The sequence below is a fragment of the Aureimonas flava genome (assembly GCF_003583935.1).
Classification (GTDB): Bacteria; Pseudomonadota; Alphaproteobacteria; order Rhizobiales; family Rhizobiaceae; genus Aureimonas; species Aureimonas flava.
Window position 1 is genome coordinate 369,994 of the sequence record NZ_QYRN01000003.1, and the last position, 14,350, is coordinate 384,343.

The 14,350-nt window shown below is 70.4% G+C and carries 11 protein-coding genes and 1 pseudogene; 5 read left to right on the top strand and 7 right to left on the bottom strand.

Features of this window, described 5'->3' with window-relative positions; all coding sequences use genetic code 11:
- Positions 1–4: 4 nt before the first annotated feature.
- Both D3218_RS07395 and D3218_RS07400 read left to right on the top strand, forming a co-directional pair.
- The gene (locus tag D3218_RS07395; RefSeq protein ID WP_119539250.1) at positions 5–2,080 is read left to right on the top strand and encodes a hypothetical protein; all 2,076 of its coding nucleotides are present in this window, start codon (positions 5–7) and stop codon (positions 2,078–2,080) included.
- 91 nt (positions 2,081–2,171) lie between these two features.
- A complete protein-coding gene (locus D3218_RS07400; RefSeq protein WP_168990437.1) occupies positions 2,172–3,188 on the top strand; it encodes a patatin-like phospholipase family protein in 1,017 nt (338 codons plus the stop codon).
- On the opposite strand, the gene D3218_RS07405 is transcribed toward D3218_RS07400, so the two are convergent.
- The gene (locus D3218_RS07405) at positions 3,185–3,697 is read right to left on the bottom strand and encodes a GNAT family N-acetyltransferase (protein WP_119539252.1); all 513 of its coding nucleotides are present in this window, start codon (positions 3,695–3,697) and stop codon (positions 3,185–3,187) included. The genes D3218_RS07400 and D3218_RS07405 overlap by 4 nt on opposite strands.
- 238 nt (positions 3,698–3,935) lie before the next feature.
- Here D3218_RS07405 and D3218_RS07410 point away from each other — a divergent pair, with 238 nt between their 5' ends.
- On the top strand, positions 3,936–4,922 hold the full coding sequence (locus D3218_RS07410; protein ID WP_119539253.1) for a glutathione S-transferase family protein: 987 nt from the start codon (positions 3,936–3,938) through the stop codon (positions 4,920–4,922).
- Position 4,923: 1 nt separating this feature from the next.
- On the opposite strand, the pseudogene D3218_RS07415 reads toward D3218_RS07410, so the two are convergent.
- Positions 4,924–5,390 (bottom strand): annotated as a pseudogene (locus D3218_RS07415) (NUDIX domain-containing protein).
- Positions 5,391–5,435: 45 nt separating this feature from the next.
- Here D3218_RS07415 and D3218_RS07420 point away from each other — a divergent pair.
- Positions 5,436–6,377, top strand: a complete 942-nt coding sequence (locus D3218_RS07420) for a metallophosphoesterase family protein (protein ID WP_119539254.1) — start codon at positions 5,436–5,438, stop codon at positions 6,375–6,377.
- Positions 6,378–6,452: 75 nt separating this feature from the next.
- Positions 6,453–7,613 carry a benzoate/H(+) symporter BenE family transporter gene (locus D3218_RS07425; RefSeq protein ID WP_119539255.1) on the top strand — a complete coding sequence of 387 codons (1,161 nt, stop codon included), beginning with the start codon at positions 6,453–6,455 and terminating at the stop codon, positions 7,611–7,613.
- 6 nt (positions 7,614–7,619) lie between these two features.
- Here the strand turns inward: D3218_RS07425 and D3218_RS07430 are convergent, their stop codons facing one another.
- From D3218_RS07430 to D3218_RS07455, 5 genes are all read right to left on the bottom strand, one after another.
- Positions 7,620–8,234 carry a hypothetical protein gene (locus D3218_RS07430; RefSeq protein ID WP_245414955.1) on the bottom strand — a complete coding sequence of 205 codons (615 nt, stop codon included), beginning with the start codon at positions 8,232–8,234 and terminating at the stop codon, positions 7,620–7,622.
- A 108-nt stretch (positions 8,235–8,342) separates the two neighbouring features.
- Complete coding sequence (leuA, locus tag D3218_RS07435; protein ID WP_119539256.1) at positions 8,343–10,034, bottom strand: 2-isopropylmalate synthase; 1,692 nt, start codon at positions 10,032–10,034, stop codon at positions 8,343–8,345.
- 403 nt (positions 10,035–10,437) lie between these two features.
- On the bottom strand, positions 10,438–10,803 hold the full coding sequence (locus D3218_RS07445) for a hypothetical protein (RefSeq protein WP_119539258.1): 366 nt from the start codon (positions 10,801–10,803) through the stop codon (positions 10,438–10,440).
- A 214-nt stretch (positions 10,804–11,017) separates the two neighbouring features.
- Positions 11,018–11,941 (bottom strand): cation diffusion facilitator family transporter, encoded by a 924-nt coding sequence (locus D3218_RS07450; RefSeq protein WP_425359294.1) that lies wholly within the window; start codon positions 11,939–11,941, stop codon positions 11,018–11,020.
- A complete protein-coding gene (locus tag D3218_RS07455) occupies positions 11,941–14,130 on the bottom strand; it encodes an anthranilate synthase (protein WP_119539259.1) in 2,190 nt (729 codons plus the stop codon). Before D3218_RS07455 ends, D3218_RS07450 begins: the two co-directional genes overlap by 1 nt.
- Between the last annotated feature and the right edge of the window lie 220 nt (positions 14,131–14,350).

The window sequence follows — 14,350 nt, forward strand, 5'->3', positions numbered from 1 at the left end:
CCCCATGACCTGGTCGATCGACGTCTCGCCCTTCTTCTCCTGGACCGTGATCGCGATCCTGGCGGTGCCGGCCGCGCTGCTGGCCGTGGCGCTGCTGGCGGCGCGCATGCGCGGCGCGGTGGTGCGCAGCCTGGCGCTGGCGGCCCTGATCCTCGCGCTTCTCAACCCCGTGGTTCTGCGCGAGGAGCGCGATCCGCTGAAGAGCGTCGTCGCCGTGGTCGTGGACCGGAGCCAGAGCCAGACGATCGGCGAGCGCACGGCCCAGACCGACGCGGCGCTGGAGCGGCTGCGGCAGAACCTCGCCGCCTATCCGCAGTTCGAGGTGCGCACGATCGAGGCCCGCTCGGCCGGCGACGGCGACGCGACCACGGCGCTGTTCGCCGCGCTGCGCGACGGGCTTCGCGACGTCTCGCCCGCGCGCGTCGGCGGCGCCATCATGGTCACCGACGGGCAGGTGCACGACATTCCGGACGCCGCGGCCGCGCTGGGCTTCGACGCGCCGGTCCATGCCCTGGTCACCGGCCGCCCCGACGAGTTCGACCGGCGGCTGGAGCTCGTCACCTCGCCGCGCTTCGCCCTGGTGGACCAGCCGCAGACCCTGACCTTTCGCGTGGTGGAGGAAGGCCAGGGCGCGTCCGCCAACCCGGTCGAGGTGCAGATCTTCCTGAACGGCGACCTCGTGGAGCGGCGCAACGCCGTGCCGGGGCAGGACGCGCAGGTGCAGATCACCCTTCCGCGCGCCGGCAAGAACATCGTGGAGCTCTCGGCGGCGCGCGACGCGCGCGAGATCACCCCGGTCAACAACCGCGCCATCGCGGTGATCGACGGCATCCGCGAGAACCTGCGCGTGCTGCTCGTCTCGGGCGAGCCACACGCCGGCGAGCGGACCTGGCGCAACCTCCTGAAGTCGGACGCGGCGGTGGACCTCGTCCACTTCACCATCCTGCGCCCGCCCGAGAAGCAGGACGGCACGCCGATCAACGAGCTGTCGCTGATCGCCTTTCCGACGCGCGAGCTGTTCGTGGAGAAGATCGAGGACTTCGACCTCATCATCTTCGACCGCTACCAGAGGCGCGGCGTGCTTCCGACGCTGTACTACGACTACATCGCGCAATACGTGCAGAACGGCGGCGCCATGCTGATCGCCTCCGGGCCTGAATATGCCGGGCCCGATTCGGTCGCCAACTCGCCGCTGAGCGCCATCCTGCCGGCGATGCCCACCGGGCAGGTGGACCAGCGCGCCTTCCGCCCGGTCCTGTCGGAGATCGGCCGCAAGCATCCCGTCACGCGCGACCTTCCCGGCGCCAGGGCGATGCCGCCGGACTGGAGCCCGTGGTTCCGCTCGGTGGACGTCGGCCAGACGCGCGGCGAGACCGTGATGACGGGGCCGGACGGAAAGCCGCTCCTGATCCTCGACCGCGCCGGCGAGGGCCGCGTCGCGCTCCTTCTGTCGGACCAGGGCTGGCTGTGGTCGCGCGGCTACGAGGGCGGCGGCCCGCACGTGCCGCTGTTCCGCCGCCTCGCCCATTGGCTGATGAAGGAGCCGGAACTGGAGGAGGAGGCGCTCGATGCCGAGAGCCTCGGCACCGAGCTCACCGTCACGCGCCACACGATCGGCGACGATCCGGGTCCCGCCACCGTGGTCACCCCCTCGGGCCGCGCGGTGCAGCTCCCGCTCGCCCAGGGCGACGAAGGCGAATGGCGCGGCAGCCTCCAGGCCGACGAGCTCGGCCTCTACCAGGTGGCCAACGGGGACCTGCGCGCGCTGGCCCATGTCGGCCCGGTGAACCCGCGCGAGTATCGCGAGGCGATCTCCACCACGGCCAAGCTCCAGCCGATCGCGGACGCGACGCGCGGCTCCGTTCGCCGGCTGGCGGAGGCGACGGGCGACGTGTCGGTGCCGCGCGTCGTGCCGGTGTCGGGCCGGGCGGACGCGGAGGGGCGCGACTGGATCGGCCTGAAGACCACGGAGGAAAGCGTGCTGCGCGGCGTCGACCGCACGCCGCTCTTCGCCGGGTTCCTCGGCCTCGCGGTGCTGCTGCTCGCCCTCTCGGCCACCTGGTATCGCGAGGGTCGCTGACCTATCTCGCCCTTGCGGCGTGTTCCCGGACCTTCCCGTCCGGCCATGCGGCATGGGAGGCTGGGAGGTCCGGACGGAAGGCTCGAACGGCATGTCCCGCATCTGTCTCGCCCTGCAGGGCGGCGGCGCGCACGGCGCCTTCACATGGGGGGTGCTCGACCGCCTCCTGGAAGACCCGACGATCGAGATCGCGGCCGTCAGCGGCACGAGCGCGGGCGCGTTGAATGCGGCGAGCCTTTCGGCCGGCATGGCGAGCGGCGGTCGCGAGGGCGCCCGCGAGGCGCTGCATCGCCTCTGGGAAACGGTGTCGGCCCGCTCGCCGCTCGGCGTGGTGGAAAGCAGCCTCCCCTTCTTTCCCTTCCCGCGCTCGATGGTCCATCAGGCGATCGAGCAACTGCGCTCGTTCAGCCAGTTCGTCTCGCCCTACAGCCCGACGCGCCCCGGCGGCAATCCGCTGCGCGCCGTGGTGGAGGAGGCGATCGACCTGCCCCTGCTCCAGAGCCAGACCCTGATCCCGACCTTCGTCTCGGCGACCGACGTGGAGGCGGGCAGCGTTCGCGTGTTCTCGGGCGGGGAGCTGACCGCGGACGCGCTGCTCGCCTCCGCCTGCCTGCCGGACGTGTTCCGTGCCGTGGAGATCGACGGGCGGCACTACTGGGACGGCGGCTATCTCGGCAACCCGATGCTGACGCCGCTGTTCGCCACCGACCACGGCACGGCCGACCTCCTGATCGTGCAGGTGACGCCCTTCGTGCGGCCCGGCGTGCCCGACACGGCCGAGGAGATCATGGCGCGCGTCAACGAGATCACCTTCAACACCTCGCTGATGCGTGACCTGCGGATGCTGACGGAGACCAAGCGGCTCGTGCGCGGCGAGGACCTCGAGAACCCCGTCCTGCGCCACATCGCGAGCCTCCGGCTCCACATGATCTCGGCCGGCGAGGAGCTGACGCGGCGCGGCGCCGTCGGCAAGCTCGACACGCGCTGGTCGGAGCTGACGGACCTGCGCGACCTCGGCCGCGCGGCGACCGAGCTCTGGCTGGAGCGGCACGGCGCCGATCTCGGGCACCGCACCTCCCTGCCCACCGAGGTCGAGGGTCTGGTCTAGCGGCGCGGCTCCACCGCGCCGTGGACGCCCTCGAGGGCGCCGGGCACGAGTTCGAGGCCGAGGATGCGGGTCTCGTCCACCGGGCCGGGCATGACCACCGAGCCGACGGGCAGCGGCCGATAGCCGAGCGGTGTGTAGTAGGCGCGGTCGCCCACCAGGAAGATCGCCCGCTCGCCCGCCTGCCGCGCCGCCTCGGCCGCCATGGCCAGAAGCGTCCGGCCGATGCCCCGCTTCTTGAACCGGGGCCGCACGGCGAGCGGTCCAAGCATCACCACCGGCACGCCGCCGATCGCAACGCGCGTCTGGCGAACCGAGCCGACCACCTCGCCGCCCAGGATGGCGACCAGCGACAGGGCCGGGTCGTGGGGCGCGCGCTCGCGCACCCGCTCGGCGGCCCGCGTGAAGCGCCCCGGCCCGAAGGCCTCGGCGGCGATATCCTCGATGGCGGCGGCGAGTTCGGCGGTTTCCGCGCAGAAGCGCAGGTCGAGATCCTGGACGATGGACAGCATGGACGGGTCCTGACGAAGAGACGCTGACGGCTCCGCCGCGCTCGCCCGGAGGGCCGGGTCAGGCGGTGGCGGCGTGGGCTCGGGCGGCTGGTGCCGCCTCCTGGCGTCGTCGTCGCAGCATCGGAAGAAACTCGTGGTCGTCGGGACTGCCTCTCGGCCGGCACGCTCCATATCATCGCCTGAGCGCCGCGTCGATAGCCGAGCGACGGGCGGCCGAACGGTGCGAGGGAGCGGACGAATGGGCCTTCTGGTGGACGGCAAGTGGGTGGACAAGTGGTACGACACGGCCAAGTCCGGCGGCAGCTTCGAGCGCAGCCGGACCGCGTTCCGCCGCTGGGTGACGCCGAACGGCGAGCCGGGCCCCGAAGGGCAGGACGCCGTGCCGGCGGAGGCGGGGCGCTACCATCTCTACGTCTCGCTGGCGTGCCCCTGGGCGCACCGCACCCTGATCCTGCGGAAGCTCAAGCGGCTCGAGGACGTCGTCTCGCTGTCGGTGGTGGACTGGTTCATGGGCGCCGAGGGCTGGACCTTCTCGGATCGGCCGGGCACCATTCCGGACACGGTGAACGGCGCCGCGCGCCTCTACGAGGTCTATCTCAAGGCCGACCCCGACTTCACCGGCCGCGTCACCGTCCCGGTCCTGTGGGACAAGCGCGAGAACACCATCGTCAACAACGAGTCCGCCGAGATCCTGCGGATGTTCAACACGTCGTTCGACGCCTTCGGCGACGCCTCGGTGGACATGCGGCCGGCCGCGCTCGCGAGCGCGATCGACGCGGTCAACGAGGAGGTCTACGAGGCGGTCAACAACGGCGTCTACAAATGCGGTTTCGCGACCACGCAGGAGGCCTACGAGACACCGTTCCACGCGCTGTTCGAGACGCTGGACCGGCTCGATGACCGTCTGTCGCGCCAGCGATACCTCGCGGGCGACCGCCTGACGGAGGCCGACTGGCGCCTGTTCACCACGCTGATCCGCTTCGACGCGGTGTATCACGGGCACTTCAAGTGCAACCTGCGCCGGATCGCCGACTACCCCAACCTCCAGGGCTACATGCTGGAGCTCTATCAGTGGCCGGGCGTGCGGGAGACCGTCGACTTCCACCACATCAAGCATCACTACTACGAGAGCCACGACATGGTGAACCCGACGCGGATCGTGCCGCTGGGGCCGGAGCTCGCGCTCGATCGGCCGCACGGGCGCGACCGCCTGCCGGCGGCCTGAGCTACCAGTCGGCGGTCGGATCCTCGCCGTTCAGGACCTCGGCGAGGCGCCGTCGCGTGGCGGGCGTCGTGTCGTGCGGCAGCGCGTCGAGTGCGAAGAACCCGCTGTCGGCAATCTCCCAGTCGGGCCGACGCGGCGCCGACTGGCGCACGCGGTCGCAGCGATAGACGAGGACGTGGTCGCGCCCCTCACGGCGGTTGTAGTAGATCCCGACGAGCCTCGGGGTCTCCTCGCACACGAGGTTGCCCTCCTCGCGCGCCTCGCGCCGGACGGCCTCCAGCGCCGTCTCTCTCCGGGATCCACCGCCCCGCCCGGCATGTACCAGCCCTCGCGATAGCCGTGGCGCACCAGGAACACGCGTCCCTCCCCGTCGAGGGCGACGATGCGCGCGCCGAGCGTCATCGAGCGGGTCGCGAGCCCCCATATCCGCAGCGCCCGACCCAAGGGGCGCGACAGCCACGGCGTCATGCCGATCCCCTTCCCATCGCCGTCCATCCGGCTAGTTCATCCGCCATGTTTCGTCTCGCCCATCTGTCCGACATCCATCTCGGCCCGTTGCCCGAGCTGTCCTATCGCGAGCTCGCGTCCAAGCGCATCACGGGCTACATCAACTGGCAGCGCAACCGGAAGCGGGCCATGTTCGGCGACACGCTGCTCCGGCTCGTCGCCGACCTCAAGGCCCAGGCGCCCGACCACGTGGCCGTGACAGGCGACCTGGTGAATCTGGCCACGCGCGAGGAGATCGTCGGGGCCCGGATCTGGCTGGAGGACCTCGGCGACCCGCGCTGGGTCTCCGTGGTGCCGGGCAACCACGACGCCTACGTGCCCGGCGCCCTCAAGCGCGTCTACCACGAATGGCACCCCTACCTCGTCGGCGACGACGGGCTGGCGCCGCACCACCGTCACTACCCCTACATGCGCGTGCGCGGCTCCGTCGCCATCATCGGCACCTCGAGCGCCGAAGCCACCGCGCCGTTCTTCGCCACCGGCACGTTCAAGCGCGGGCAGGCGCTCGCCACCGCGCGCATGCTGGAGGAGGCCAAGGCGCGCGGCCTGTTCCGCGTGGTGATGATCCACCACCCGCCGATCGCGGGTGCGGCGGCCTGGTCGAAGCGGCTGATCGGCAAGCAGTTCTTCTCCAAGGTGATCCACGATGCGGGCGCCGAGCTCGTGCTGCACGGTCACACCCATCTCGACACGCTGTACTGGCTCACCGGACCGGGCGGCGAGAAGGTCCCGGTTGCCGGCATCCCCTCCGCCAGCCAGAACGTCGGCGGCTCCAAGCCGGCCTCACGCTACAGCCTGTTCGAGATCGAGGGCGAGGCGGGCGACTGGTCTCTGATCCAGCGCGAGCGGGGCTTCCGGGCCGACGGCGGCGGCATCGACTGGGTGCGCGAGCGGCGCCTCATGCGCGACGGCACCGCGGTCGCGGCCGAAGGCCGGCAGACCGCCTGAGGCGACCGCGCTTGCCGCCCGGCGCCGGCATGCCGTAAGTCGTCGCCATCCTCCGGCGCATCGATCGGCAGCCCCATGTCCCGCCCTCCCCTGTCCGCCGTCTCGGCCGGCCTGCTCGCCGCTTTCGTCGCCTACGCCAGTTCGTTCCCGGTGATCCTGCAAGGCCTGCGGGGCGCGGGCGCCAGCGAGGCGCAGGCGGCGGCCGGGCTGATGATGCTGTCCGTCGTCATGGGCCTCGCCGGCATCCTCATGTGCCTGCGCTCGCGCCTGCCGCTGTCGATCGCGTGGTCGACGCCGGGCGCGGCGCTGCTCGCGACCTCGGGCATGCCGGACGGCGGCTTTCCGGCCGCGGTCGGCGCTTTCCTGGTGGCCGGGGCGCTGATGCTGGCCGCCGGGCTCGTGCGCCCGCTCGGGCGGCTGGTGGCGCGCATTCCGCTGTCGCTCGCCAGCGCCATGCTCGCCGGCATCCTCCTGCCCCTGTGCCTCGCGCCCGTGCGGGCGGTGGCCGAGTCGCCCGCCGCCGGGCTGGCGGTCGCGGGAACATGGCTTCTCGTCGGCCTGTGGAACCGCCGCTTCGCGGTGCCGGCCGCGGCCCTCGTCGTGGTCGCGATCGTGCTGGCCACGGGACCGGGGGTCTCCGGCTCCGCCGCGCTCGCCGTGCCGCACCCGGCCTGGACATGGCCGCAGTTCACCCCGGCCGCCGCGCTCGGCCTCGGCCTGCCGCTGTTTCTGGTGAACATGGCGTCGCAGACGATCCCCGGCATCGCGGTGATGCGGGTCAACGGCTTCGACCCCTCGCCGCCGAGCGTATTCGCCGGCACCGGCCTCGCGAGCCTCGTGTCCGCGCCTTTCGGCGGCCACGCGGTGGCGCTCGCCGCGATGACGGCGGCCATCTGCGCAGGGGACGAGGCGGGTCCGGACCGGAGCCGGCGCTGGTGGGCAGGCGTCGTCTCCGGGGTGGCCTACGTGGCGTTCGGGCTTTCGGCCGGCTTCATCACGGCCTTCGTGGCGCAGTCGCCGCTCCTGGTCCAGGCGATCGCGGGCCTGGCGCTGGTGGGCGCGCTTTCGGCCTCGATCGGCAGCGCCATGGCGGACGCGTCGCAGCGCGAGGCGGCGACGCTGTGCTTCCTGGTCACGGCGTCGGGCACGGTGTTCTTCGGGATCAGCGCGCCCTTCTGGGGCTTGGTGGCGGGCGGCGTCGTCCTGGCGCTGCCGCGCCCGGCGGGCCGTCGCTAGGGCCGGTCAGACCAGCGGCGCGCCGCGATAGGCCGCAAAGGCCATCAGCACGCCGGCGCCCACCACGATGCCGATCATCAGCCACGAGAGGGCGATCACGAAGTCGGTGGAGCGCGGGCGCGGCGCGAGGCGGATCGGCTCCAGCGCCGCCGCCGCGGCGGCGGCCGGGCGTTCGGCGGGGCGAAGGCCGATGCCGTCCGAGGCGGCCAGGGCGCGGTCGCGCTCCACCATCCGCTCGGCGACGTATTCGGTCACCCTGTCCACGATCATGCGGCTTTCGCCCGATTCGGCGAGCGTCACCCGGCCGAGGCGCGTGTCGCGCACGAAGCGGTAGGTGCGCCGGTCGCGCGCCATCAGGACTTGCGCCGTTCCATCGATCCAGAACCGTGGCTGCGGGCCGCCCGACAGTGTGAAGTCGAAAAGGTCGTCGTCCGCCGGCACGGCGTCGACGATCGGCTGGAGTTCCTCGGCGAAGATCTCGAGCCGCGCCCGGTCCGCTTCGCGGATGTCCACGACGATGTCGGTGCGCTGCGACGAAGCGATCTTGGCCGCGCGCACGGCATCGGCCAGCCGCTTCGTCCCGCTCGACACCGACAGGGCGCCCTTGGACTCCATCATCATGCCACCTCGACCTCGCGCGGCGGGCCATCATGGCCCGCCGTACGGATTTCATGCGTATCGCCCCTGGCTTTCGCGAAGCCGGAACGGCACCTCACCGGAAAGGTTTCGTTAACCGCGACTATCCACGATCCGGTTGGCCGCCGCAACGATCGCGCGCAGCGAGGCGGTGGTGGCGTTCTGGTCGATGCCGGCACCGAACGCCCGACCGTCCGGATGCTCGATCTCCATGTAGGCGATCGCCGATGCGTTGGAGCCGCGCTGCAGCGAGTGTTCCGAATAGTCGGCGACCGAGAGCTCGACCCCGAGGTGGCGCGACAGGCCGTCGATGAACCCGTCGATCGCGCCCGTGCCCCGACCCTCGATCTCGAGCGTCCGGTCGCCGTCGCGGATCGTCGCGGTCACCGTGCGGCGCGAGGGCCCCTGCTCCGGCCGGGTCACGTGCTCGACATAGGCGAAGCGCCCGCCGGGCTGTTCCACGTAGCGCTCGATGAAGCGTTCGTAGATGCGCTTGACGGGAAGTTCCTTGCCCTCCTCGTCGGTGATCCGCTGGATGTCCTCTCGGAACTCGATCTGGAGGTTGCGCGGCAGGTTGATGCCGTGGTCCGCCTGGAGAACGTAGGCGATGCCGCCCTTGCCGGATTGCGAGTTGATGCGGATGATCGCCTCGTAGGAGCGGCCGACGTCCTGCGGGTCGATCGGCAGGTAGGGCACTTCCCACTGCGGCTTGTTGGCGACCTTCGCCGCCTTCATGCCCTTGTTGATCGCGTCCTGGTGCGAGCCCGAGAAGGCGGTGTAGACCAGCTCGCCGACATAGGGATGGCGCTCGGGGATCGCGAGCTGGTTGCAGTGCTCGTAGACGTCCTTCATCCGGTTGATGTCCGAGACGTCGAGCTCGGGGTCCACCCCTTGCGTGTACATGTTGAGCGCCAGGGTCACGAGATCGACGTTGCCGGTGCGCTCGCCGTTGCCGAACAGCGTGCCTTCGACCCGGTCGGCCCCTGCCATCAGGCCGAGCTCGGTGGCCGCGATCGCCGTGCCCCGGTCGTTGTGCGGGTGCAGGGAGAGGATGATGCTGTCGCGCTTGTCGAGATTGCGGCTCATCCATTCGATCTGGTCGGCATGGACGTTGGGCGTCGACATCTCGACCGTCGCCGGCAGGTTCAGGATCAGCCGGTTCTCCGGCGTCGGGCGGATGACCTCGGTAACGGCGTTGCAGATCTCCAGCGCGAAATCGAGCTCGGTCCCGGTGAAGCTCTCCGGCGAGTACTCGAAGCGGAAGCCGCCGCCGGCCTTATCGGCCATCTCGGCGATCATCTGGGCCGCATCCACCGCGATCTGTCGGATCCCGGCGCGATCCTTGCCGAACACGACGCGGCGCTGCAGCTCGCTGGTCGAGTTGTAGAAGTGGACGATCGGGTTGCGCGCCCCTTCCAGGCTCTCGAAGGTGCGCGTGATGAGCTCGGGCCGGCACTGCACCAGCACCTGGAGCGACATCTCGTCGGGCACCCCGCCCTCCTCGATGCACCAGCGCACGAAGTCGAAATCGGTCTGTGAGGCGGACGGAAAGCCGATCTCCACCTCGCGGAAGCGCATGTGCTTGAGCAGCGCGAACATGCGCGACTTGCGCTCCTGGCCCATCGGGTCGACCAGCGCCTGGTTTCCGTCGCGCAGGTCCACCGAGCACCAGATCGGCGCCTTCTCGATGCGTCGCGCGGGCCACTGGCGGTCGGGCAGGTCGACCTGGGGATAGGACTGGTACTTCTCGGAAGCCTTGGGCATCACCGGTACGGATGCGGACATGACGAAACCTTGCTCGTTCGGCGAAGACGGAGCGGCACGAAGGCCGGCTGACGCGCGTCTTTCAGGATTTGAATGGGGATGTAAAGCCGAAGAGACTGGAGGCTTGGCGAGGGTGTCGCGCGCCGGCTCGACCGCCGGGCGCCCCTTCGATCAACGGGCCCGACGGTCGCCGATAAGGACGAGGCGAAGCAGGCCGGCGAGCGGACGCGCCATCGCGCCTCGCATCTGCGCGCAAGTACGGGCCGTGGGGCCGAAGGGGGCGAAGGCGTCGCTCATCGCCCACAGGATGGCCGGGGACGGCTCGGAAGGCAAGCCGGAAACGGCGGGGAACACGAAAAAGGCCCGGTCCTCGCGGATCGGGCCTTGCGGTCGGTCGGGCGGGCGAAGCCGCCCGACATCGGGCTCAGAACGAGTCGGAGCCCGGGACGATGCGGACCAGCACTGCCTCGCTGGGAACGTAGGAGCCGCGGGCGTCGCCACGGATCACCGAGTTCACGGCGTTGGAATCGGCCGCGCGGGTCTCGAAGCGCGAGCCCGGAACGACGTTCACGGCCGCGCCGGTCGCGGCGGGATAGCCGAAGGAGCGGGTCTCGACCACGGTGGCGCGGGGAGCGGCGGCGGTCTCGCCACGGATCACGCTGTTGACGGCGACGCCGTCGGCAGCGCGCTCGTAAGTATCGGAGCCGGGGATGAGGCCGGAAGCGGACGCGGCACCGGTCAGGGCGGCGAGGGAAACGACAACAGCCGAAGCAAAGACGGAAATCTTCATTGTTCTTGTCCTTATGAAAAACTCAGCGCCGCAAGAAATGGTCTTCGCCATAGGGGAGGAAGCGAGAGATCTTGTTTGCGTCGTCCGATGCTTCCCATTTAGGCGCCCGCTGCCCACAATACGAGCGGCGAACGGTGAACAGTCCGTCATTAAAGTAAGTTAAGCTGCCTTTTTGCTGCCCAACAGGTTGCCGACCCCTTGGCCGGGTCGAGGCTCACAGGACCGGCACGCCCACCTGCTTGGCCTCGCCCTCCGGCTCGACATGGATCAGCACGCGCGCGCCGGCGAAGGCGTCCTGCAGCGCGTCCTCGATGCGGTCGCAGATCGCGTGGGCGTCGACCACGCGCATCTGGCTCGGCACCACCATGTGGAATTCGATGAACACGGCGCGGCCCGCGATGCGGGTGCGCACGTCGTGGACCTCGATCGCCCCTTGTGCCGAGGCGGAGATGATCTCGCGGGCCCGCGTGTCGTCGGCCGGGTCGAGCGCCTGGTCCATCAGGCCGGACAGAGAGGCCGCGACCACCTTCCAGCCCTCCCGCAGGATGTTGAGCGCGACCAGCGCCGCCAGCGCCGGGTCGAGGATCGCCCAGCCGGTGGCGCCCGCGATCGCCAGCCCCGTGAGCACGCCGACCGAGGTGACGACGTCGGCCATGATGTGGCGCCCGTCGGCATCCAGCGCGGGCGAGCGGTGCGCCCGCCCCTGACGCAGGAGATGGAGCGCCCAGAACAGGTTGATCACCGTGGCGACGCCGTTGATCGCGATGCCCAGCATCGGCGCCTCGATGGCGCGCGGCACGAGATAGGCGCCGTAGGCCTCCCGCAGGATCACCAGCGCGGCGACCACGATCAGCACCCCCTCCACCACCGCCGAGAAATATTCGGCCTTGGTGTGCCCGTAGGGATGGTCGACGTCGGCCGGCTTGTAGCTGACGCTGACCGCCCACAGCGCGACGAGGCCCGCGACGACGTTGACGATCGATTCCAGCGCGTCCGAGAACAGCGCCACCGAGCCGGTGACCCAGTAGGCGGCATACTTGATGCCGAGCACGAGGCAGGCGACGGCGATCGTCATCATCGCCGTGCGCTTCACCAGACGGCCGGAATCGTCCGCCATCGCCATCGCCGACGCCGTCATCAGGCCGCCTTTTCCCGCGCGCGGCGCGGCAGGTGCGCCACCACGTTCTCGATCATCCGCATCCCCGCCTCGGCCCCGAGGCTCATGATGCTCTCGGGATGGAACTGCACCGCCGCGACCGGCTCGTGCCGATGCTCGAAGGCCATCACGACGCCGTCCTCGGTCTCCGCCGTCACCTCGAACTCGCGCGGGAGGCGCACGGGGTCGGCGAAGATCGAGTGATAGCGCCCGACCGTGACCTCGCCGGGCAGGCCGGAGAAGATGATGCCCGGTTTCGAGACGCGCACCCGCGAGGGCTTGCCGTGCACCGGCACATGCAGGGTGCGCAGCGTGCCGCCGTAGGCCTCGGCCAGCGCCTGGAGCCCGAGGCAGACGCCGAAGATCGGCATCTGCCGCTTGCGCGCCTCGGCGATCGTGCCCCGGCAGTCGAAGTCGTCCGGGTTGCCCGGGCCGGGCGACAGCACCACGAGGTCGGGCGCCACGCGCTCGAACACCTCCTCCGGCACCGGGGTGCGCACGGTGGTCACGTCGGCGCCTGTCTGGCGGAAGTAGTTGGCGAGCGTGTGGACGAAGGAATCCTCGTGGTCCACCAGGAGAATGCGGACGCCCTCGCCGACGCGGGCGCGCGTTCGCTCCCCTCCGCCGGCGTTGGGCTTGCCGGCCTCGCGCACCGCCGCCAGCATGGCGGAGGCCTTGAGCTCGGTCTCGGCCTCCTCCTCCTCCGGGTTGGAATCGTAAAGCAGCGTCGCGCCGGCGCGCACTTCGGCCACCCCGTCCTTGAGGCGGATGGTGCGCAGCGTCAGGCCGGTGTTCATGTCGCCGTTGAAGTGCATCATGCCGACCGCGCCGCCATACCAGGCACGCGGGCTCTTCTCGTGTCTCTCGATGAAGCGCATGGCCCAGAGCTTGGGCGCGCCGGTCACCGTCACCGCCCAGGCGTGCGACAGAAAGGCGTCCATGGCGTCCATGTCCTCGCGCAGGCGGCCCTCGATATGGTCCACCGTATGGATCAGGCGCGAATACATCTCGATCTGGCGACGGCCGATGACGCGCACCGATCCCGGCTCGCAGACGCGGCTCTTGTCGTTGCGGTCGACGTCCGAGCACATCGTGAGCTCGGATTCGTCCTTCTTGGAGTTAAGGAGCTTGAGGATCTGCTCCGAATCCGAGATCGCGTCCTCGCCGCGCCGGATGGTGCCGGAGATCGGGCAGGTCTCGACCCGGCGGCCGGACACGCGCACGAACATCTCCGGGCTCGCCCCGATCAGGAACTCGTTGGCCCCGAGATTGATGAAGAAGGAATAGGGCGACGGGTTGACGCCCTTGAGCCGCCGCGAGACCTCGGACGGGCGATGCTCGACGCGCTCGTAGAAGGTCTGGCCCGGCACGACCTCGAACAGGTCGCCGCGCATGAACTTCTCCTTGGCGCGGCGCACCAGGGCGGCGTATTCGCCCGGCTCGTGATCGCCGCGCGCAACCTCGGCCCGCGACGCCACGAAGGGCGCATCCGGCCCGCCGCCGGGGAGGCCCGCCGTGGTGCGCCCGCCCTTCTCGAAGGCGTATTCCTCGACATAGGCCTTGGCCGCGTAGTGATCCACGATCAGGATCTCGTCCGGCAGGAAAAGGACGAGGTCGCGCCGGTCGGCCGGGCGCTCCAGCGTTTCCTCGACCTTGTCGAACTGGAAGGCAAGATCGTAGCCGAAGGCGCCGTAGAGGCCGAGGTCGGAATCCTGGTCGGAGCGGAACAGGGCAACGATCGCGCGCAGAACCGAGAACACGGTGGGCATGCGCGAACGCTCCTCCTCCGTGAAGGCGCGCGACGGCAGGGCGATCGTCAGGTCCAGGCGATCCGCGCCGCGCGCGGCGGCCGCGACGTCCGCATGCCCCTCCAGCGCCTCGGCCACGAAGTCGAGCAGCACGCGCCCGCGCTCGTTCATCGCCTCCACCGCGACCGAACGGCCGGACGAGGTGACCACCAGCGGCGGGTCGACGATGGCCGTGTCCCAGCGCGTGTAGCGGCCGGGATACTCGTAGTTCGACGAGAAGACCGCGCCGCGACGGGTGTCGAGCCGGTCCACGTAGGGTTCGATCGCGGCGTCGTAGGCGACGTCGCGGCGGCTGCGCGTGATCGTCACGCCGCCGTCCGTCACGTAGACGTGCGCGCCGTCGCCCGGGGTCTTGAGGGTCATGCCATCCACTCCATCTTGAGCGCCGGCCCCAGGGCCCCTCAAAAGGAAAAGGCCGCCGGGGGTCCGGAGCGGCCTTTGTCGATCGAACGCGCACGGGTTCGCAAAGCCGCTAGAAGCGGGCCTGCCACCAGTTCGTGTGGTTGCGTGCGTGGTTCATGGGCGCATGGGTAGCCGAAGCCCCATTTTCCCGCAACGGAAAAGTTCTCGGATCCCCTACCTG